This is a genomic window from Undibacterium sp. FW305-107, assembly GCF_058788535.1.
In genome coordinates this window covers 562,720-583,874 of record NZ_JBYTAV010000001.1, presented here as the reverse complement: position 1 = coordinate 583,874, position 21,155 = coordinate 562,720, and the positions used below count along the sequence as shown (strand labels likewise).

Annotated in this window: 16 protein-coding genes; 6 read left to right on the top strand and 10 right to left on the bottom strand. The window is 52.8% G+C overall.

The window, feature by feature from the left end; genetic code table 11:
- Positions 1 to 22: 22 nt before the first annotated feature.
- Positions 23 to 949, bottom strand: a complete 927-nt coding sequence (locus AC3WQT_RS02765) for a LysR family transcriptional regulator (RefSeq protein ID WP_492702019.1) — start codon at positions 947 to 949, stop codon at positions 23 to 25.
- Between the two features lie 70 nt (positions 950 to 1,019).
- Here AC3WQT_RS02765 and AC3WQT_RS02760 point away from each other — a divergent pair, with 70 nt between their 5' ends.
- Entirely contained in the window at positions 1,020 to 1,637 is a 618-nt protein-coding gene (locus AC3WQT_RS02760; RefSeq protein WP_492702017.1) for an FMN-binding negative transcriptional regulator, read from the top strand.
- 203 nt (positions 1,638 to 1,840) lie between these two features.
- On the opposite strand, the gene AC3WQT_RS02755 is transcribed toward AC3WQT_RS02760, so the two are convergent.
- Both AC3WQT_RS02755 and AC3WQT_RS02750 read right to left on the bottom strand, forming a co-directional pair.
- Positions 1,841 to 2,299, bottom strand: coding sequence for a hypothetical protein (locus AC3WQT_RS02755; RefSeq protein WP_492702015.1), 459 nt, complete (start codon positions 2,297 to 2,299; stop codon positions 1,841 to 1,843).
- A gap of 39 nt (positions 2,300 to 2,338) precedes the next feature.
- A complete protein-coding gene (locus tag AC3WQT_RS02750; protein WP_492702013.1) occupies positions 2,339 to 2,932 on the bottom strand; it encodes a TetR/AcrR family transcriptional regulator in 594 nt (197 codons plus the stop codon).
- A 131-nt stretch (positions 2,933 to 3,063) separates the two neighbouring features.
- Between AC3WQT_RS02750 and AC3WQT_RS02745 the strand changes: the two genes are divergently transcribed.
- From AC3WQT_RS02745 to AC3WQT_RS02735, 3 genes are all read left to right on the top strand, one after another.
- On the top strand, positions 3,064 to 4,089 hold the full coding sequence (locus tag AC3WQT_RS02745; RefSeq protein ID WP_492702011.1) for a saccharopine dehydrogenase NADP-binding domain-containing protein: 1,026 nt from the start codon (positions 3,064 to 3,066) through the stop codon (positions 4,087 to 4,089).
- A gap of 203 nt (positions 4,090 to 4,292) precedes the next feature.
- Positions 4,293 to 5,444 (top strand): ATP-binding protein, encoded by a 1,152-nt coding sequence (locus AC3WQT_RS02740; protein WP_492702009.1) that lies wholly within the window; start codon positions 4,293 to 4,295, stop codon positions 5,442 to 5,444.
- Positions 5,445 to 5,464: 20 nt separating this feature from the next.
- Positions 5,465 to 5,869, top strand: a complete 405-nt coding sequence (locus AC3WQT_RS02735; RefSeq protein ID WP_492702007.1) for a hypothetical protein — start codon at positions 5,465 to 5,467, stop codon at positions 5,867 to 5,869.
- A gap of 131 nt (positions 5,870 to 6,000) precedes the next feature.
- Here AC3WQT_RS02735 and AC3WQT_RS02730 read toward each other — a convergent pair whose 3' ends face one another.
- On the bottom strand, positions 6,001 to 6,792 hold the full coding sequence (locus tag AC3WQT_RS02730) for a DUF4019 domain-containing protein (protein ID WP_492702005.1): 792 nt from the start codon (positions 6,790 to 6,792) through the stop codon (positions 6,001 to 6,003).
- Positions 6,793 to 7,005: 213 nt separating this feature from the next.
- On the opposite strand from AC3WQT_RS02730, the gene AC3WQT_RS02725 reads away from it, so the two are divergent.
- Positions 7,006 to 9,567 carry a glycosyl hydrolase 115 family protein gene (locus tag AC3WQT_RS02725; protein ID WP_492702003.1) on the top strand — a complete coding sequence of 854 codons (2,562 nt, stop codon included), beginning with the start codon at positions 7,006 to 7,008 and terminating at the stop codon, positions 9,565 to 9,567.
- Positions 9,568 to 9,572: 5 nt separating this feature from the next.
- Here the strand turns inward: AC3WQT_RS02725 and AC3WQT_RS02720 are convergent, their stop codons facing one another.
- Entirely contained in the window at positions 9,573 to 10,640 is a 1,068-nt protein-coding gene (locus AC3WQT_RS02720) for an endo-1,4-beta-xylanase (protein ID WP_492702001.1), read from the bottom strand.
- Positions 10,641 to 10,843: 203 nt separating this feature from the next.
- On the opposite strand from AC3WQT_RS02720, the gene AC3WQT_RS02715 reads away from it, so the two are divergent.
- Positions 10,844 to 12,814, top strand: a complete 1,971-nt coding sequence (locus tag AC3WQT_RS02715) for an acid phosphatase (RefSeq protein WP_492701999.1) — start codon at positions 10,844 to 10,846, stop codon at positions 12,812 to 12,814.
- Positions 12,815 to 12,869: 55 nt separating this feature from the next.
- Here AC3WQT_RS02715 and AC3WQT_RS02710 read toward each other — a convergent pair whose 3' ends face one another.
- From AC3WQT_RS02710 to AC3WQT_RS02690, 5 genes are all read right to left on the bottom strand, one after another.
- Positions 12,870 to 16,001 (bottom strand): efflux RND transporter permease subunit, encoded by a 3,132-nt coding sequence (locus AC3WQT_RS02710; protein ID WP_492701997.1) that lies wholly within the window; start codon positions 15,999 to 16,001, stop codon positions 12,870 to 12,872.
- Positions 15,998 to 17,305 (bottom strand): efflux RND transporter periplasmic adaptor subunit, encoded by a 1,308-nt coding sequence (locus AC3WQT_RS02705; protein ID WP_492701995.1) that lies wholly within the window; start codon positions 17,303 to 17,305, stop codon positions 15,998 to 16,000. Before AC3WQT_RS02705 ends, AC3WQT_RS02710 begins: the two co-directional genes overlap by 4 nt.
- A 2-nt stretch (positions 17,306 to 17,307) precedes the next feature.
- Positions 17,308 to 18,510 (bottom strand): TolC family protein, encoded by a 1,203-nt coding sequence (locus tag AC3WQT_RS02700; RefSeq protein ID WP_492701993.1) that lies wholly within the window; start codon positions 18,508 to 18,510, stop codon positions 17,308 to 17,310.
- Between the two features lie 173 nt (positions 18,511 to 18,683).
- Positions 18,684 to 19,085 (bottom strand): hypothetical protein, encoded by a 402-nt coding sequence (locus AC3WQT_RS02695; RefSeq protein WP_492701991.1) that lies wholly within the window; start codon positions 19,083 to 19,085, stop codon positions 18,684 to 18,686.
- A 69-nt stretch (positions 19,086 to 19,154) separates the two neighbouring features.
- Positions 19,155 to 20,723 carry a sensor domain-containing diguanylate cyclase gene (locus AC3WQT_RS02690; protein WP_492701989.1) on the bottom strand — a complete coding sequence of 523 codons (1,569 nt, stop codon included), beginning with the start codon at positions 20,721 to 20,723 and terminating at the stop codon, positions 19,155 to 19,157.
- Positions 20,724 to 21,155 lie beyond the last annotated feature (432 nt).

Sequence of the window (21,155 nt, the reverse complement as noted above, 5' to 3'; positions counted from 1 at the left end):
AGAAACGCATCAAGCCTTTGCGTCAGTTTGCTGGCAAATTGCCTTCAAATAATTGCCGATGCGCGGCCAGTGCAGGCAGGAGTTTTTCTATGCAGGCATTGATGCGCCTGACACGGCGCAAGTCGGGATGGCTGAGTATCCACAAGGTGGAAAGAAATTCTTCCACAGGCGCACCCAGGCGTTTGAGTGCAGGGGCGCGGTCACCAAGATAACAGGGCAAGATAGCCATGCCCATGCCGGCGTTGGCAGCACTGACGACACCTGCCAGACTGTTGGAGCGAAATACCGCACGCTCTGCCAAGCCTTGCGCGGCCAGCCACTTGGCTGAATCCAGATGGGCCAGTGTGGCATCGACCATGACCCAGGGGTGCTTGCTCATATCATTCATGTCGCTGCCAGAAATGTCTGGCCAGGCGACGGGATAGTAAATGCAGGAGGCAATATCGCATACGCGACGGGCGATCAAATGCCCGGGGGGATCACCGCCAGCGCGAATGGCAATGTCTGCGTCGCGTTTTTCCAGGGAAAACATGCTGTTGCCAGTGCTGACTTCCAGACATATTCCTGGCAATTGCTGCTGTACGCTGGCAAATATGGGGGGCAATAGCTGGAACATCAGCGTATCCGTCGTCGTCAGCCGCACGCTGCCTGCAGGTTTTTCATCCAGCCCGGCGATGCCCAGTTCCAGTCGGTGGATGTCATCTTCAATTTGTTGTGCCACGGCGATGATTTCGCTGGCAGCGGCACTCGGCGTGTACCCGGAGCGTTTGCGTTCAAATAGATTGACCGCGAGTTTTTTCTCTATCGCCCGCACGCGGCGAAAAACCGTGGGATGACTGCTGCCCAGCGCAAGCGCGGCTTGATTCAGACTGCCTGTCCTGGCGACAGCCAGGATGATGCGCAAGTCATCCCAGTCCAGTCTGGCTTGTTCATTTTTGAAATCTTGCATTGCAGGAGCAGGTCTTGTTGTAGGTCTGTGGCAAGATTACCATAGCTATAAATTCAATACGGAGTCAAAAATGAACAACCCCGAAATTTTCCAGCCAAAAACCACAGATGAAATAGATCAGATGATCGCCCGCAATCCCCTGGCCCTGGTCATCAGTGCTGACGGTGTGAATATACAAGCTTCACCCTTGCCGCTGATATTGCAGAGGGATGCTGAAGGCAATGCCAGTTTCGTAGGACATTTTTCCATCCACAATCCGCAGTTGGAAATCATACGCAAGAATCCGCGCGCCTTGCTGGCCTTCACCGGTGTCGAGGGTTATATTTCCTCCGCCTGGCTCAGCGACCGTCGCTATGCGCCCACCTGGAATTATCAAGTCGCCCATTTTGAAGTGGAGATTTGTCTGGAAGAAGGTCCTGCTGCTGCCTGGTCTGCGCTGGAAACCCTGATCAGCCATATGGATGCCAATGAGCCGCAACCATGGAAGATAGAAGAAAGCCCGAGGGCAGAACAACTGGCAAAATTCATCGTACCTTTTCGTGCCAAAGTCTTGTCTTGCCAGGCGCAATTCAAATTGGGGCAGGGCGATCCTGTGAGCCTGATACAAGACAGTTTGCCTGCTCTCAGAAAAAACGGTAATCATGGCCTGGCTGATGCCATGGCGAAATTGCACGAGCTGGATGCGTGAATTACAGTAGCAGGAAACTGCCAGTTGGTCATGCTGTGCGAACCCGGTTTTTATTGCTCTGCCGGACAGAAGCATTATTCTTGTGAGCCGGCATGTATGGCGATTTTGCAGGTACGCCATGCGCAGCAGTTTTTGATGAATGCTAATCGTATTCGCCAGGATAGCTGCGTATGACGTACCCTGCAAACCAGCAAATTTACATGCTATGAAAGTTTAAAAAACTCGGCTGACTTTTCTTCCCCAAATTCAGTCCAGTACCAGCAAGCCATCAAGAAGCTGCTGAGCTGATGATCTTCTGCATACCAGGCTTGGTCATCATTATTCCTTTGCCACACCAGCGGGTCATCTTGTGACAGGTCTTGCAGACGTATGCCCCAATCGACGACACCCTGGTTTTCATGCATGAAGATCAGGTGTTCTTGTTCTACGTACAAATCTTCGGGTAACAAGAGTTCATTATATGTGGTGTTGATAGAGCTATTGCCAGCGCAATGATAGTAGGCCAGCAAAGCAAGTGGCAGGGGATGTGCAACTGCCTGTAATTTGCTGGCTGCATCTGGCAGGGCTAACATTTCCAGCCCGGCGTTTTGCATCCAGTGTTTGTAATAATCCTGGTAGGTCTTTATCGCAACTTGTGTCGTGGCGGTTTGTGCTGGATTCATATTGTCAGCGATGTGCATATCCAGGTGATGTGGCTGCCCTTATTCTTTGGCCGCCGCGACCAGAGCATGTGCTGCCGCTATTAACAATACCGTGGCTTCCCCTTCAAAGAACATCTGCGAGCTGACAAAGGCACCGTTGATCAGCACGGCTAACTGGCCAGCCAGCTCATCCGGGCGTTTTGCATCCAGGCGTACTGCAATTTCTTTAAGCCTGCGTCGCAATTCATGCTTATGGGTGTGTGCGACCTTGCGGGCAGGGTGATCCTGGTCAGGAAATTCTGCCGCGACATTGATTTGCGGGCAGCCGCGATAATTGGGGCGTGCTACCCGCTCACCTATCCACTGGAAATGCGCATCAAGTTCGGCGGCGGCATCATTTGCATGGCGCGCATGAACATCACCCCAGCATTGCCAGAAGTCTTCGTCTTCACGTTGCAGAAAAGCAGCGATGAGATCATCTTTGGTACCGAAATGACGATAGATACTGGTTTTTGCCACGTCAGCCTGCTCCGCCACCAAATCCACGCCCACGGCTCTTACGCCCTGGCTATAGAAAAGGCGGGATGCTGTTTCAAGAATGCGCTCTTTTACCTCTGAGGTAGCAGATGCGTTGCCGGTCTTTGAAGTATTCATGGGAAAAAATTATAACATAATCGCTTGACATGCTACAGACCTGTATGTATCTTATAAAACATACCGGTCTGTATCGATTAAACGTAAACATAAATATGAAGTAAATGTGACAACAAACATGGAGTCAAACGATGAAAACCTCAGTAAATAACAAAGTTGCTGTTTTTGGTGCCACCGGACATACGGGGCGCTTTGTGGTGGATGAACTTGTACGGCGCGGCATGGTGCCGGTAGCCCTGGCCCGCGACAGCATCAAGCTGGCTGCTGCTGGCTATGCAGAGCGCGGCATTCAGACCAGGTCTGTCTCCATAGCCGATAACGTAGCACTTGATGATGCCTTACATGGTGTAGCTGCCCTCATCAATTGCGCAGGCCCCTTCCTGGAGACCGCGGATCAACTTGCTGCAGCCGCAGTGCGCAATGGTGTGCATTATCTGGATGTCAGCGCAGAGCAGATGAGTGCACATGACACCTTGAAGAAATTTGACAGCCCGGCACGGGAAGCAGGCGTGCTGGTTCTCCCCGCCATGGGGTTTTACGGCGGTCTTGCCGACTTGCTGGCTACCGCAGTCATCGGCGACTGGGATGCTGTAGACGACATCCGCATAGGCATCGCACTGGATAGCTGGCATCCGACCGAAGGGACACGCATCACGGGTGCCCGTAATACTGCGCATCGCCTGGTAGTCAGTGACGGCGAGTTGCTGCCGATGGCCCTGCCTGCGGCTGAAATTGCCTGGGATTATGCAGAACCCTTCGGGCGTCTGGATGCCATTGAAGTGCCGTTTTCTGAAGTCATTTTGATGAAGCAGCATCTCAGGATAGGGCAATTGCATACTTATCTGAATCTGTCTGCTCTCCAAGACATACGAGACCCATTGACGCCGCCACCCGCAGCGGCTGACGAAAGCGGCAAGTCCGCCCAGCTTTTCCTGGTTGAAGTGATTGCAAGCAAGGATGGGGTGACACGCAAGCTGGTAGCGCAGGGGCGTGATATCTATGGTTTTACTGCACCGCTGATATGCGAGGCAGTGCAGCGGATTTTGCAGGGTGAAGTGAAAGAGCGTAGCGGGGCGCACGCGCCAGGTGCGGTCTTTGATGTCCGCAGTTACCTGCATGCTCTTGCGCCGGAACTTGTTTGTTCCTTTGCTTCATGATTCATGCTTGAAGCTGTAACAAGTACACCGCCTGCATAGCGCATCCGTCAAACCGGATATGACATGGGGCGACTGTTTCTGACGGTACTCAGACTGTGAAAATATCTTGAACTTAGAACAATTTATGCTTTATTATGCTCGAATACATAATTTATGTTTCCAGACATAATAAAGCATAATAGAGAAAATAAGGTCATCAGCCCATGAGTACTTCCTTTACTTTTCGCCGCCCTGAGTTGGCTCAGGAACTTTGTAACAGGCTGCAAGGCAAGGGTTTGAGTGATGCTCGATCAGGCTTGTTCCTGGCTGCGCCAAGGCGTGTCGGCAAGAGTACCTTCTTGCGGGAAGACCTGGTGCCAGAGATCAGTCAGCGTGGCTGGCAGCCAGTGTATGTGGACTTGTGGGCTAACAAAGAGCGCGACCCGGCACTGATTATTACCGAGGCCATCAAAAAACATCTGGCGGACACCATAGGCATCATCAACAAGGCCGCTAAAGCTGTGGGTCTCTCCAGGGTCAATGTGCTGGGGACATTGACCATTGATATCAACCAGCCGGGTTTACCAGACAATGTCACGCTCTCAGATGTGATTGCAGAACTCAGTCATCAGGTCAAAAAACCTGTCGTGCTGATCGTCGATGAGGCCCAGCATGCCCTGAGTACCCCGGCAGGCTTGAATGCCATGTTCGCACTCAAATCCGCCCGCGACACTCTCAACCTGAGTGCCGAGCTGCCTGCCCTGATGCTGGTATTCACCGGTTCCAACCGCGACAAACTTGCCCACCTGGTGCTGAACCGCACTCAGCCTTTCTTTGGTTCCAGCATTACGCCTTTCCCATTGCTCAACAAGTCGTACACGGATGCCTTCACCAAATGGGCGAATGGCAACCTGGCCAGGGGTAATAAGCTGCGTGCAGAAAGTGTCTGGGCAGCATTCCAGTTACTGGGACACAGACCAGAGATGCTGCGCGACCTGATCGCCCACATCGCCCTCGACGGCCAGGCGCAAAGTCTGTCAGAAATATTGGAAGACGGTGCCCGAAAAATCAATAACCGCCTGTGGGAGGAATTCGCCAGCGAGTTTGATGCCCTGACAGCGATACAGAAAGCCGTGCTCAGTGTACTCATCAGCAAGGGTGAACACTGGATACCGTTTTCCGACGAATCCATGGCAGCGTACATGGACATCACCCAAACCAAAAAGCTATCAAAAGCAACAGTACAAACCGCCATCGATGGCTTGCGTGAAAAGAATCTGGTCTGGAAAGAATCCAGAGGCATTTATGCGCTGGAGGATCAGGGTTTTGCTGAGTGGTTCAGACATAACAGGCTGGTTGCGGACGGGCAAGCTTGAGGGTAATGCTGCATATTCTCATGAGAACAATTGAAAGAATGAACAATATCGCCAAGAAGCTGAAGACAGCTATCTGCATTTTATTGTTTGCAGTAACGCCCGTCTATGCAGAGCTGGCCACGAATCCCGCACCGCAAAGAAATGCTGCCAAATCAAGTTATGTGGCACCCAGAGTAATCAAGATATTGGTTACCGCTGACGATAGGATTTTCTACGACGGCAAACAGATGTCGCTTGATCAAATAGACACAGAATTGAAAAGAAAGCGGTCAGATGCTCCTGAAATGGCCTGGTATCACCGGGCGGGGAACAAGAAGCAGCAGCCTGGCGATGTCGAAGACCGACTCTTTGATATTTTGCTTGACGATGGCTTGTTGATTAGCAACTTCGCCGACAAAAATTACACGAGGTATCGGCGCTGGTAACCGGGGAGTATGCTGCTGGCAGTTGCCCTCTAAGCAGGTAATCGTACGCATAAACCTGGCACGCAAGCTTGCATCTCAACTTGCAAGGTGCGTTACAACGCATCCTGCAGAGGGCCATTCATATTACGATTTTACGCCTTGCACCCCATCTGCTTACGCAACTTACCCATATCACTGGCCGCAGTAGATTTTTGGATGTCTTCAGAGATATGCCCATATTCTTCGCGCATCAGGCTGAAGTTGTTCTTGCTGCCTGCTGGCAAAAACCAGACCAGATAGCCGCAGGTGACAGGAGCGATGCTTTGCCTGGTTTCATAGTCAACTGCGATATAGGTACCGGGTTCCGGTGAGTTGGCGGGGTTTTCGTAGACGGTGACGCGCCACAGGTCACGGTTGGTTTGCTTGCCAATTTGCGCCTGATAGGCAGCAACCCGGGTTTGCCATTCTTCCAGGGTGTTAGTATTTTTCAAACGCCTGCCCAGCATGTTGTAGGCAGTTTCATAGTAGCCATTGTCTATGGCTGACATATAGGCATTGGTGAGTTTCTTGCCTTCTATCTTGAATTTGATGATGTCATCTTCACTGAGTTTGCTACTCACTACCTTGGGGCGTTCTGGTATGTCTGCTACGCAGCTCAGCATTTGCACCATGTTGAGCGTGGTTTTGCCATCTGCGGCTTGCCCTGCCAGAGGCTCATTACGGCTAAATTTGTATTTGCCAAATTCCGGTATTTTGCCATTACACAATTTTGTCGCAGGCTCCGACATCATGACTTGTGCCTGGTCCACGGTCAGGCTGGTGTCACTGCTGAGTACCAGTTCAAAGGTATTACCTGAGAGTTTTTTATAGGCGAGATCGGCAGCCCAGACCGGACTAATGATCAGGCAGGCAGTCATTGCTGTGGCAAGGCGGGATGGTGTCATGGCAATCAGTGGTAGGCGAAGATGCGGCAAAGATACGGGATGCAGGGGTATTTAACAACCAGGAAACTGTTTCAAAAAATTACCTGAAGTGCTTGCTGCATCCTGCCTGCAATCATCTTGCCGATTTTTTGCGCTCTGCCGCTATGTGCGTGTTAGTGTTAATTCATGATCTTCTACAATGCAGCATACCGATCTCTTCTACAGGGCTACACCATGCTTGCACCAGCCAGACTGCGCCAGTTCATTGTACGATTGCTGGTCTTGCCTTTGCTGGCTTGCAATCTGGCACAGGCGCAGGTCGATGACTACTGGATCAGCAGTGTGGCCCGGCCCGGTCATGTGGCTTTGTCTGATACCAGCAAGCCCAGCAATATTCTGGTTGCTGATGGTGATGCCAGGGCGGTGCATCTGGCGGCGGCGGATCTGGCGCGCGATTTTGGGCGCGTCACAGGACGCAAGCCCGTAATCGGCTCAGCTATGACTGCTGCACCCGCTAACCTGATACTGGTTGGCACGCTGGGCAAGTCCCCATTGCTGGATGGTCTGGTGGCAGCAGGCAAGCTGGATATTGGCAAGCTGCGCGGTGCCTGGGAAAGCTTCATCATTGCCACTGTCGCTGCACCCATGCCCGGTGTTGATCATGCGGTAGCCATTATCGGTAGTGACCCGCGCGGTACCGCTTTTGGCATCTATGAATTGTCGCAAGCCATAGGGGTGTCGCCCTGGCACTGGTGGGCTGATGTGGTGCCGGAGAAAAAAAATGTGCTGTACATGGCGGCAGGTACGCGGCGTTTTGGACCGCCTTCGGTCAAGTATCGTGGCATCTTCATCAATGATGAAGACTGGGGCTTGCATGTATGGGCAGCAAAAAACTTTGAACCTGAACATAAAGGCATAGGCCCCAAAACGTATGCCAAAGTATTTGAACTGTTGTTGCGCCTGAAAGCCAATACCCTTTGGCCAGCCATGCATGCCGTCAGCCCGCCCTTTAACCAGTTGGCTGCAAATGCTGCACTGGCGCATGACTATGGCATCTTCATGGGTTCATCGCATGCTGAGCCCATGCTGCGCAATAATGTTGGCGAGTGGAAGGCCGCGCCAGAAAGCTATAACTACGTCAGCAATGCAGAAGGTGTGCGTGCTTATTGGGAAGAGCGCCTGCGCAGTAATGGCCGTTACGAAAATATTTATACCCTGGGCATGCGCGGCATCCATGATTCCAAAATGCAGGGCCCAAAGACCGATACAGAGCGCAAGCAGGTATTAGAAACCATCTTTAGCGACCAGCGTCGCTTGCTGAGCAAATATGTGAACCCCGACATACAGCAAGTGCCGCAAATGTTTTGCGCCTATAAGGAAGTACTGTCACTGTATCGCCAGGGCTTGCAGGTGCCGGATGATGTCACCATCATCTGGCCGGATGATAATTTTGGCTATGTGCGCAGTTTTGCCAACAGCGATGAACGCCAGCGTGCCGGTGGTTTCGGCGTGTATTACCACTTGTCTTATCTTGGTGCACCGCTGTCTTATCTGTGGCTGGGCACGACACCACCAGCCCTGATCTGGGAAGAAATGAGCAAGTCTTATGATGCCGGTGCCCGCACGATATGGATAGCCAATGTCGGTGACTTGAAACCGGCAGAAATTGGCACAGAATTCTTTTTGCAAATGGCCTGGGATATACAGCGCTGGCCCCGCGCGCAATTGCCGGATTATCTACCGCAATGGGCAGCGCGTGAATTTGGCCATGTCCATGCGACAGAAATTGCCGCCATCCTGGCTGAGTATTACCAGTTGAATTACCAGCGCAAGCCAGAACATTTGCAATGGTGGTTGCCAAAAACAAGCCCGCGTCCCAGTGAGTTGAGTGCTGCAGAAATCACGCAAAGGCTGGCCGCATTCCGGCAATTGCAAAGCCGCGCAGACAAACTGCGTCCGCAAATACCCGCAGACAAACAAGATGCTTTTTTTGAGCTGCTGGCCTATCCCGTGCATGCAGCGGCGCTGGCGAATATCCGCTATTTTGAAACCGAACGTGGCAATAGCGCAGCCGCTATCGCCGCTGACCAGCAATTGGGCGCAATCAATGCATACTGGGATAGCCAACTGGCAGGCGGCAAATGGCGTGGCATCATGGCAGCAGAACCGGCGGATGAGCAATGGAAATCCATGCGCATTGCCAAATGGCAGTCGCCTGCAGGACCGATGAAAGCTGTTGAAATTCCTCCTGCATCATCAACCAATTTATTAGCTGTTACGGCGATGGAAGCCGAGCAGTATCAGCAACGTACCCACGGCAGCATGCGCTGGGAACTGATACCTGGTCTGGGTCGCACAGGCACTGGGTCAATGGCGCTGTTCCCGACAACTGCTTCAGCCATACCATTGGCACAGGCAGTGACGATGGCACCTCGGCTTGATTATGATTTCACATTGGTGCAGCCAGATAATTACGACTTTGTTGCTTACCTGATCCCCACGCATGCTCTAAGTGGCAGTTTGCTGGAAATGGCAATCGCCATTGATGATAGCGCGCCACAATTGGTGCAACTGGATGTCAAAGATGGCAGTGCCGACTGGGCGCAGGGTGTCTTGAATGCCACACGCATGATCCGCGCCAACCTGGGCAAGCTGGCTGCGGGCAAGCACCGCCTGCATGTATATGGCATACGCCCAGGCATTGTGATCGACAAGATAGTGCTGGACAATGGCAAGCTGCCGCCCAGTTATCTGGGGCCTGCTACCGTCAGTAATAACCAGGACAAGAGCGACTGATATTCTTATTCCTTCAAACCTTCCAGCACTCCCCAGAATGCTGGCTTTGCCTGTCCTTTATCGTCAAACAGCAGGGGCCAGTCGGGGTAGGGTTTGCTTTCTACCAGCCACGAATCCTTGTCCAGCAACCCCCAGAAAGTGATGCCACCGCGCTGGGCAGGCGGTACGCTTTGCAGATAGGCACTGACAATTTCCTGGTATCTGGCTTTTTGCAGTTGCGCCAGAGCCGGATCCAGGTTCGCTGCCTTTTGTTTCTGATTCAGGTTGACATCCAGCTCTGAAATGCGCACCTGCAGACCACGTGCAGCCACTGCCTGCAGCGCACTTTTGATCTGTGCGATATCCGGGCTATCAACACTGACATGCATCTGAAAACCTATGCCGTGCAGGGGAATATGACGGCGCTGAAAATCATCCACCATATTCAGCATGAACTGCAATTTGTCGGCTTTGCTCTCCATGTTAAAGTCGTTGTAGTACAGCACTGCTGCAGGGTCGGCTTCATGGGCGGCGATGAAGGCCTGTTCTATGTAGGCCGGGCCCAGCTTTTCAAGAAAGAGCGTGGCACGGTATTGTTTGGGATGCTTGTTATCTATCGCTTCATTGACGACATCCCAGCTCTTCACCTTGCCTGCAAAATGCCTGCAGATTTGCTGTATATGGTCACGCAACATTGCCTGCCAGTCACCCTGATAGTTTTTCATCCAGGCTGGCAACTGATAGTCATGGTGCCAGATCAGGGTATGGCCATGCAAGATCATGCCATGCCCGCGCGCATAATCTGCCAGCGCATCGGCGGCTGCAAAATCGTAGGTATCAAAGGCGGGATGCAGGAAGCGCATTTTCATGCCGTTTTCTGCGACGATGCTGTTGAACTGCGCATTGATCAGTGCGGCACTTTCCTTGATGTCGGCCATATCACCAAGCTCATTTCCCACATTCAATGCGACCCCGATGGGGAATTTGGCACTGTCTTTCAATGCGGGAACGGGCGTTGCAGATTGCGCCCGGCTTTCCAGCTGGCAGAAACCTAATATCAAAGCGAGCAGGGTAGCTGTAAAGCGGTAAGACATGGTTTTGGGTATTCTGTTTGCAAGGCAGTCATCCTACAACATTGTCATGAAAATGTCAGTGTAGAGCGAATAAGAGCGCTTTATTGGTGAGCGTGATAGGTCGTTTTGACAAACTTAATTAGTTTTGTGATCGGTTGTCATACAACAGTCATGTGCATACCTTATGATCGCCGGACTTTTCCACTTCACACCAGACCTGCATCATGAATTCTACTCACTGCTTGAAACGCCTGTCCCTGGCCCTGATGATCAGCACCGCACTTGGCCTGATGGCTTGCAGTGGCGGCTCGAACACCGTGTCGACAGATACTGTCGTTATTGAAGGCCCGTTGGTGATACCAACACCACCTGCAGATCCTGGCGTGGTTGACAGTGCACCCGTGCCTGCCGGTGTGCCAGCCTTTGTCGATACTGTCGCCAGCAACCAGCGAGGGGACGCCAGATATGCGACGCTGGAAACCAATGCCGGTGTGCGCGTGCTGTCCGGCTTCCTGGCGATCTGGCAGCCGCTGACCCTGCTCGTGGATGCCGGTGTGACTGCGCCTGCGGTAGATAATTTCCCGGCAGTGGTCACGTCCAAATGGACAGGTGTGCCAAATGACGGCACGCCAGATGGCGCTATCCTGAATCGCCCTGTGCATGATGCCAACATCAGTTACGTTGCCAGCCTCACCAGCAAACGCACGCCCGGGCAGGAACTGGCTGCTTACCTTGATGATCGCCGTGGCAAAGGTTATAGCGTGACCGATGGCCTGGGTCCATTGACAGCTGCATGGCGCAGTGCAGCCCAGCAAACTACCAGCATCACTGCCATACCCGCAGATGCAGGCACGGTTTTATACAATGACAGTGGTAATAATATAGGCGTAGGTGGCACGGCCAATGCCAACTTTGGCAATGCCGTCGATCTGGTGTCGCTGATAGGCAATAATGGCTCGACCGAACCAGCCAAGCGTTTTTATAAGTATGCGCGCCCTTACCGCTGGAGTAACCAGGTCATCGTCGCCCCATCGCTGGCACCAGCCAAGAGCACGACACCGGCAACCGATGGCGGCTCCACCAGCGGTCATTCGGCAGAAGCGACCCGCGATGTCATTGCCATGGCTTATCTGGTGCCCGAGCGTTTCCAGGAGTTGCTGAGCCGTGGCCTGGAGTTGGGTGAGAACCGCATCATGGCAGGCATGCATTCACCACTGGATGTTATGAGTGGCCGCATACAGGCGCAAGCCGTGGCTGCTGCCAACTTGTATGATGGCGCCAATGCATCGAAGAAAACCGCAGCTTATGCACAGGCCCACGCCACCCTGATCACGCAAACCAATACCACGGCAGACAGCTTCAATACCTATGCCCATTCTGCCACTGCAAGCACAGACCGCTTTGCTGACTATGTCAGCAATAAGGCCAATTACCTGCGCCGCATGACCTATGGTTTTGCCCCCATCGCTGCCACCAATGTGGCGGCAGTCGTACCGAAAGGCGCAGAAGTCTTGCTGGAAACCCGCTTGCCCTATTTGAGCGACGCGCAAAGACGCGTGGTCCTGAAAACCACAGCCATGGCATCTGGCTACCCCATCATGGATGATGCCGAGGGCTGGGGCAGGCTGAACCTGTTTGCAGCAGCAGACGGTTACGGCAGTTTTGTCGGCAATGTCATCGTCAACATGGATGCAAGCAAGGGTGGTTTCTATGCCATGGATATCTGGCGCAATGATATCAATGGCAACGGCAAGCTCAGCAAACTCGGTAGCGGGATATTGAAACTGGCTGGCAATAATAGCTGGACTGGTGGCACACAAGTCGATGCCGGTACGGTTGAAGCCAATTCTGCCACGGCTTTTGGTAATGGCGATGTGTATAGCGCCGCCAGCGTGGTCGTCAATACCGTAGGCAATCTGGCTATCGCAGGCAAATACACACAGTTGGCCAGCGGTGCACTGGAGATTAACCTGCGTAGCGCGCAAAGCCAGATGGAGGTTGGCAGCACAGTCACCATCGCTGGCGGCAGCTTGCGCATACGCTTCCAGAATGGCTATAAACCCAGCGTTGGCGATACTCTCACCGTCATCAATGCTGGCAGCCTGAAAGGTAAATTTAGCAGCATCACGGTTGACGGATTTACTGCAACGCCAACTTATACTACGAACAGTCTGCAATTGAAATTGACAGCGTGATTCTGGTCTACAATATTGACACGCCACCGCAAGGTGGCGTGTCCTGGTATCCATCTTATTCTTGTTTCAAGCTGCGCCTGCGCATCAGCAGGTACACCGCAGGTACTACAAACATCGACAGTAACGGCGCAGTGATCATGCCACCCACCATGGGGGCGGCAATGCGCTGCATGATTTCTGAACCTGTGCCACTGCCCAGCATGATGGGTACCAGTCCGGCGATGATGACAGCCACTGTCATAGCCTTGGGGCGCACGCGCAACACTGCGCCTTCGCGTATGGCACCGAGCAAATCCTGTTCGCTGTTTTGACCTTGCATCAGACGCTGGTTCCAGGCCTGCTTCAGGTAGAGCAACATGATGACACCAAATTCTGCCGAGACACCTGCCAGGGCGATGAAACCAACCCCGCTAGCGACTGATAATTGATGCTCCAGCAGCCATAATAGCCAGACACCACCCGCGAGCGCAAAGGGCAGGGTAGCCATGATCAGCGCAGCTTCGTCCAGGCGCTTGAAGGTCAGGTACAGCAATACAAAAATAATCAGCAGTGTGGCTGGTACGACGATCCTGAGTTTGGCGGTGGCGCGTTCCAGGTATTCAAACTGGCCCGACCAGGACAGGGAGTAAGTCGCAGGCAAGCGAACTTCTTTGCTGACCCGTTGCTGCATCTCGCGCACAGTCGAACTGAGATCGCGATCGCGGATATCGACATACACCCAGCCGGATAATCTGGCATTTTCGCTTTTCAGCATGGGCGGGCCATCATTGATGCGTATGCTGGCAATATCCCCCAGACTGATCTGCGCACCTCTTGCAGTCAACACCGGTAGCTGGCGCAGTTTTTCTACAGAGTCGCGCAGCTCACGCGGATAACGCAGGTTGATGGGGAAACGCTGCAAACCCTCCACCGTTTCACCGATATTGTCACCTCCTATGGCTGCCGCGATGATGCTCTGCACATCGGCGATATTCAAGTCATAGCGTGCAGCGAGGTCGCGGTTGATATCCACATCAATATACCGGCCACCGTTCAGGCGTTCTGCCAGGGCAGAGCTGACACCGGGAACGCTTTTGACGATGCGTTCTATCTCGCTGGTGATCTTGTCGATTTCCTTCAAGTCAGCACCAGCGACCTTGATACCTACCGGGCTTTTAATACCGGTCGCCAGCATGTCGATGCGGTTGCGTATTGGTGGTACCCAGATGTTGGACAGGCCAGGTACCTTGACGGTACGGTCGAGTTCTTCCAGCAGCTTTGCCGGTGTCATGCCTGCGCGCCATTGATCGCGCGGTTTGAACTGTATGGTAGTTTCAAACATTTCCAGCGGTGCCGGATCAGTCGCGCTTTCGGCCCTTCCAGCCTTGCCAAACACGGTCTGTACTTCAGGCACGCTCTTGATCAGTTTGTCAGTCTGTTGCAAAAGCTCGCTCACCTTGCCTGCACTCAGGCCAGGCAGTGCAGTAGGCATGTAAAGCAGATCGCCTTCATCCAGAGGCGGCATGAATTCACCACCCAGGCGTGCCAGCGGCCAGACTGTCAACACGGCTATCAATGTAGCCAACAGCAGAGTGATCCTGGGGAATTGCAAAACCTTTTCCAGCAAGGGACGGTATAACGCAATCAACAAGCGATTCAAGGGGTTCTTGTGTTCAGATGGTATCTTGCCACGTATCAGGTAGCCCATTAGCACAGGAATCAGGGTCACTGCCAGACCTGCCGCCGCTGCCATGGCATAAGTCTTGGTCAGGGCTAGCGGCGCAAACAGGCGGCCTTCCTGCGCTTCCAGCGTGAATACCGGAATGAAGGACAAGACTATGATCAGTAAAGAAAAAAACAGCGCTGGCCCCACTTCTGCGGCGGCTTCTGCAATGACTTGCCAATGCTGTTCACCCGCCAGTTTGTCATGCGGGTGCGCATGTTGCCAGGCTTCGATATGTTTGTGTGCATTTTCTATCATGACGACTGCAGCATCGACCATGGCGCCAATCGCAATGGCAATGCCACCCAGGGACATGATATTGGCATTCACTCCCTGGTAATGCATGATGATATAAGCTGCGAGTATGCCCAGAGGCAGCGATACTATCGCCACCAGGGCTGAACGCAGATGAAATAAAAATGCGACACAGACCACGGCTACCACGATGAATTCTTCTAGCAGTTTATGCTGTAGATTCTCCACTGCCCGCGTGATCAGGCCAGAGCGGTCATACACGGGAATAATTTCCACGCCAGGTGGCAGGCCAGGCTTGAGTTGATGCAGCTTGTCTTTGACGGCGGCTATGGTGGCCAGGGCATTTTTACCCGAGCGCATGACGACCACACCACCAGCGACTTCACCTTCACCATTTAGCTCTGCAATGCCGCGCCGCATTTCTGGCCCCACCTGTATGCGCGCTACATCGCCCAGGCTGACGACCACACCGGCACCTGTCGTCGTCAGCGGTATTTTGCGAAAATCGTCGAGGTTCTTCAAATAGCCAGAGGCACGCACCATGTATTCGGCTTCACCCAGTTCCAGTACGGAGCCGCCGCTTTCCTGATTGGCTTTTTGCACGGCTTCGATGATCTTGCCATGCGTGATGTTATAGGCGCGCATTTTATCCGGGGACAGCTGGATCTGGTACTGGCGCACCATGCCACCTATGCTGGCAACTTCTGACACATTCGGCAGCGATTTCAATTCAAATTTCAGGAACCAGTCCTGGTAGGCACGCAGTTGTGATAAGTCCATTCTGCCGCTGCGGTCAACCAGTGCATATTCGTAGACCCAGCCTACCCCTGTAGCGTCCGGACCCAGTGAAGTTTTTGCCTGTGCCGGTAACCTGGCCTGTACCTGGTTCAGGTATTCCAGCACGCGTGAACGCGCCCAGTACAAATCCGTGCCATCTTCAAACAAGACATAGACAAAGGAATCACCAAAAAAAGAATAACCGCGCACGGTCTTGGCACCAGGTACCGAAAGCATGGTCGTCGTCAGTGGATAAGTGACCTGGTTTTCCACAATCTGCGGTGCCTGGCCCGGCAGACTTGTTCGTATGATGACTTGCACATCCGACAGGTCAGGGATGGCATCCACGGGTGTTCGTACCACAGCCCAGATGCCCCAAGCCGTTAACATCAGTGTGGCCAGCAAGACCAGGAAACGGTTGATGATGGACCAGCGTATGAGTTGTGCAATCAATTTTCAACTCCCGAGGGGGCAGTTACAGAAGCCGCAGAAGTGGCACCTTCCATGCGCGCCACGCTCGCTTTCAGACTGGCTTCTGAATCGATGAGGAACTGGCCGGAGGCTACAACTTTTTGCCCGGCTTGCAAGCCTTTAAGTATTTCAGTCTGACCACTGGCTTCCTCACCTACCTCCACATCGACAGGCATGAACCTGCCGCCGTCCTTCGCCAGGATCACCACGTTGCGGGTGCCTGTGCTGATGATAGCCTCACTGGGTACCAGCAGAGTATCTTTATGCGCCGTAGCGGTAAAACTCAGGGCGGCAAACATGCCTGGCAATAGCCGTGCGCCAGCAGCACCGGTAGCAGAATTAGCCAGTTCCATGCGCACTTTCAAAGTACGTGTATTGCTATCCACTTGTGGCAGTATAGCGGTGACCTTGCCACGGAAAACCATGCCAGGCAGCGATGCTGTCCTTGCTTCTGTTAAATTGCCAATCTGTACTTTGTGCGCCATGCTCTCCGGGATGTCGGCATTTACCCAGATCGTATCTACACCATTGATGCGGAACATGGGTGTGCCCATGCTCACGGCCATGCCTTCGCGCACGGACAATTCTGTCATCACGCCACTCAGCGGGGCATTGACCGTGATGCGCGCATGCAGCTTGCCACTGCTTTCTACTGTGCGTATCTGTTCATCCGTCATGCCTGCCAGGCGCATGCGTTGACGTGCAGCATCCAGCAAGCCAGTGATCGCCTGGCCTTGCATGTTTTTCACTGCCAAAAATTCTTCTTGTACTGCCACCCAGTCAGGTACATAGAGTTCTGCCAGCGGCTGACCCCTGTGCACCAAGTCCAGCGGAGTACGCACATAAAGTTTTTCTACAAAACCATTGCTCCTGGCTTGCAGCACAGCGACATCGCGATCATTGTAGGCAACACTGCCAACTGCCTGCACTGCTGAGTTGAGTTTGCCCAGTATCACGCTGCTTATACGTATGCCGAGATTTTGCTGTATACGCGGATTGATGCTGACGGAATTTTCACTCGCCGTATCAGCATTGTCTGCATACACTGGCACCAGTTGCATATCCATGAAGGGCGATTTGCCTGGCTTGTCGAATTTCTGACCCGGTACCATGGGATCATGCCAGTACAAGATTTTTTTCACTGCGCGAGCATCTGGCAGACCTGTATTTTTATCTGACGATGAATGCTGCATACCTTCATGTTTGCCCAGTTGATACAGACCATAAGCCGCAGCAACCAGTAAGCAGGTGGTAATGGTAACAAATAATATGTGTTTGGTTTTCATGCTTATTCCTTGTTGGCGCTTGACGTGGTTTTTGTTTCATTGGATGGCGTCAGGTAACGTAGTTGCGCCCACAAGCTTGCCGTTTCCGCCTGCAGTTGCAGGGCTTGCAGATGCATGTCGGTTTGATTGCGTTGTGCTGCCAGCAAGTCACTGAGGCTGGATTTGCCGCCGCGATAAGCGGCCAGGATGGCTTGTACCCTTTGCCCGGCCTGGGGCAGTAATTCATTGTCATAACGGCTCACGCGGCTGCGTTTGCTATGCCATTCATTGAGCAAGCTGCTGACTTCGGCAATATGGCTGCGCAAGGCTTCATCACGTTCTGCCCTGGCCTGGCCCGCCATAGCCAGACGTGAAGAAAGTTCGCGTTGCTGGCGGTTCTTTTGGTCCCATTGCAATGGCAGCGACAGGCCAACCGATATCATGTTGGAATAGGCAGGGCCGCGTTGCTGGTAGGCGACTTCTATGCTCCAGTCCGGCTTCTTGTTTGCTTCGGCCAGTTTTGCTTCGGTATCAGCCAGCTCAATTTGCCTGTTCAAGATGCTGATTTGCGGATGGTGCTCAAGAGTGGATTCCAATGCATTTGTATCCAGATCCACCTTGTCCATCGCGGGTAATTCACCCAGACTCTCAGCGGCGGTCTCGCCAGTCCAGCGCGCCAGCATGATGCTGGCATTGCGTGCGCGTCTTGCCAAGTCGCTGTTGCGGTCTTCCGTCAGCGCCAGTGCACTGCGGGCAGCCAGCAAATCTGCCTGGCTGCCGCGACCACTCCGATACGCTAGCTCTGCGGCCTGGATTTCCAGCCTGGCCTGGCTTAGCTGTTCGCTGGCCAGCACCAGCATTTGCTCGCTGTAATAACGATCCAGCCAGGCGATGGCAGTGTCTCGCTTAATACCGAGCATGGACTGCGTTTTTTCTGCCTGGAACTTATCGATCGCACGTTCATAGCGTTCGGCACGTAGCTGGCGTTTATCGCTGCGGGTAATTTCTTGCATCAGACCTATGCGGCGCATGGTCATGAAATCATTCGTGAGGCTGCCACGGTCAGGGCCACTGACAGGTAGGTTGTCAATACCGGCTTTGAGCACAGGGTCGGGGAACTGGCTGGCAGCAACGGCCATATCGTGCGCTGCGCTGATGGCCAGGTCCTGGGCAGACAATTGCCTGGAACGCGCCAGCGCAAGTTGCTGGGCTTGTGGCAGACTCAATTCTGCTGCTGAGATACCCAGAGGTAGCAGTGCGCATACCGCAAGAAAAATACATGCAGGGTATACGTGCCCGTGATGGGGCAATATAGAAAATAAAAACATAAAACCTCCAGACGAAGAAACAGGACGTACACCAGCAAAAGCTGGTGACGATGAATCAGGCGTTCAGGAAATTAAATGCGGAAACAGCAGTTGCGTATGGCGAGCGGTGGCGCAGTCGAACGTGCCAGTGAGATTGGAATAGAGGATACAGAAACAGGTGCCTGAAGCGTATCAAAAGCAGGCAGTATCAGCAGCAGGCTGGCACTGACAAAAGCTGGTATATCAGGCAAGGCTGGTTTATCGGCGGATTGCTTGCCAAACGGATTTTCTGCATGCGTATGACAAAGTGCGGGCTGATCCTGATCCATGCTTGCGCAATCCGGCATCGCCACGCTGGCAGTGATGGAAACCTCGGCGGCACTGGACGTGGCCATTCCCGGACAGGCGTAAGCTGCTACGGCCAGCTGCATGAACAGCAGGCTCCACAGCATGACAAACACCGCAAGAACACGGGATGGACGGGACATTTTCATGAAAGTGCAGAACTTCCTTTATAAATTACCGGAATAATTATAAACGCAAGTTCATTCCCGGTGTTTGATTCAGGCCAAATGTCCATTTCCAACACGAATACAATTGCGCCCCTGGGATTTGGCGTAATACAGTGCCTTGTCGGCAGCTTCTATCAGTTGCAGAGGCAGATTGTTTTCCCTGACGGGCACAAAGGCATCAATGCCAGCGCTGACGGTGACCACGCCGGTGGCATTGCCAGAGTGTTTCAGTTCCAGCTGGTAAATTGCCTGACGTATGTTTTCAGCGACTTTCATGGCACCGGCTACATCGGTACCGGGTAATAAGATAGCCATTTCTTCGCCGCCATAACGTGCACTCAAATCTCCTGGCCTGTGCTTGCCAGCAGCGACGACTTTGCTGATGGCGCGCAGGCATTCATCACCGGCGGCGTGGCCGTAGATATCGTTATATTGTTTGAAGCAATCGACATCAATCATGATCAGTGCCAGTGAACTGGCATTGCGCATGGCGCGGCTGAATTCATCTTTTAAGGCAATGTCAAACTGACGCCGGTTGGCAAGCCCGGTCAGGCCATCCTGCATGGCCAGTTTTTCCAGTGTCCGGTTTAATTGTTCCAGCGAGCTGCGGGCTTTTTGCAATTCATCTTCTGCCTGCACGCGCAGCGCTATTTGCCTGATCAGGCGCGATCCTATAATGGCCAGACCAAACACCAGACATGCCACGCCAATAGCATGAATAATGGCATTCGATTTCCATTCTTCCAGCACTTCATCCCTGGACAATGCGGCAGAAACCACCAGCGGATAGCTGTCCAGTTGCCGGTAGCTGTTGATGCGTGTGATGCCATCCTGGCCGGAGGTAAAGGTCTTGGTGGCTACTTTGGCGGCGGGGAGGTAGTCGCGAAATAGCGGTAGTTGCGAAATATCCCTGCCCAGGGATTTCTCTTCGAAAGGTCGCCTCAGCAGCACCGTGCCATTACTCAGTGCAACGAAAATTGCACCGGTCTCACCTATATCAAACTGCTCGTAAAATTTCTTGAAGTAAGTCATCTGTATGGTAGCCAGTACCACGCCAGCAAAACTGCCGTCACTTTTATTAAAACGGCGGGAAACGGTAATGATCCATTCACCAGTAGATTTGCTTTTGATAGGCGGACCTATGTGGACACCGCGGTCAGCGTGGTCGTGATGATAGATAAAATATTCCCGGTCAGAATTGTTTGCATTTTTCTTGAGAGCAGGTTGAGAGTTGACAACCCAGTTACCACTTTGATCGTAGACAAAAATGCCGTGTAACTGTGGTAATTCCTCGACGCGCTTTACCGCCAGGGCATGGAAACGCGCGAGAGCTGATTCTCCCGTGCCATCTACTTCCAGCCGTTCGACCAGGCCAACCAGGACAGTGTCGGCACCTTTGATCGTATCGTAAGCATGCTGGCCTACAGAACGCGCCAGATTGGAAGTTGCCCTTTCGGTTTCCGCCAATTGCACTTCGCGGGCACGCCAGGTGACCCAGGCTTGTACCAGGATCAGGGACATGCAGACCAGAACGACAAAACCGATTGCCAGGGCGGTAATCGGAAATTTTTTTTGTGCAGGTTCTGGGAGGTCGGTATTCAAGGCTGTCATGGTCGTCATGAAATGTAGCCCTCCATTATTTGTCAATGCGTATTACTAGCAGGAAAGCGTCTCATCGTTGAGAAAATGCTAAATATGTAATGATTATAGAACGCATTGGCAATTAGATATGATTTTCTTGATAATTTTGAGGAGTGTCTGGTTTGGCATCTGCCTTATCCAGTAAGAGGGCGGTATTTGATTTCAGGAAAAATTTTCAACCGGAATTCATTTATTTCTTATTTGAAAATAAAACGTCGCTTTCAAAACGTCGCTTTTATAGACATCTCTGTGCTTGCAATGAAGTAAATCGCTGGCCAGCGATTTATTTGTTGTTATGATGGCAGCAGTCTGCGGCACAATGGGCTCTTTTGAAATCCAGCTATGCTTGTTTGAATTAGCACGTGTGCACTGTCTCTGGCACTTTCTTTTTATGCACGTGGCGACCTTCTG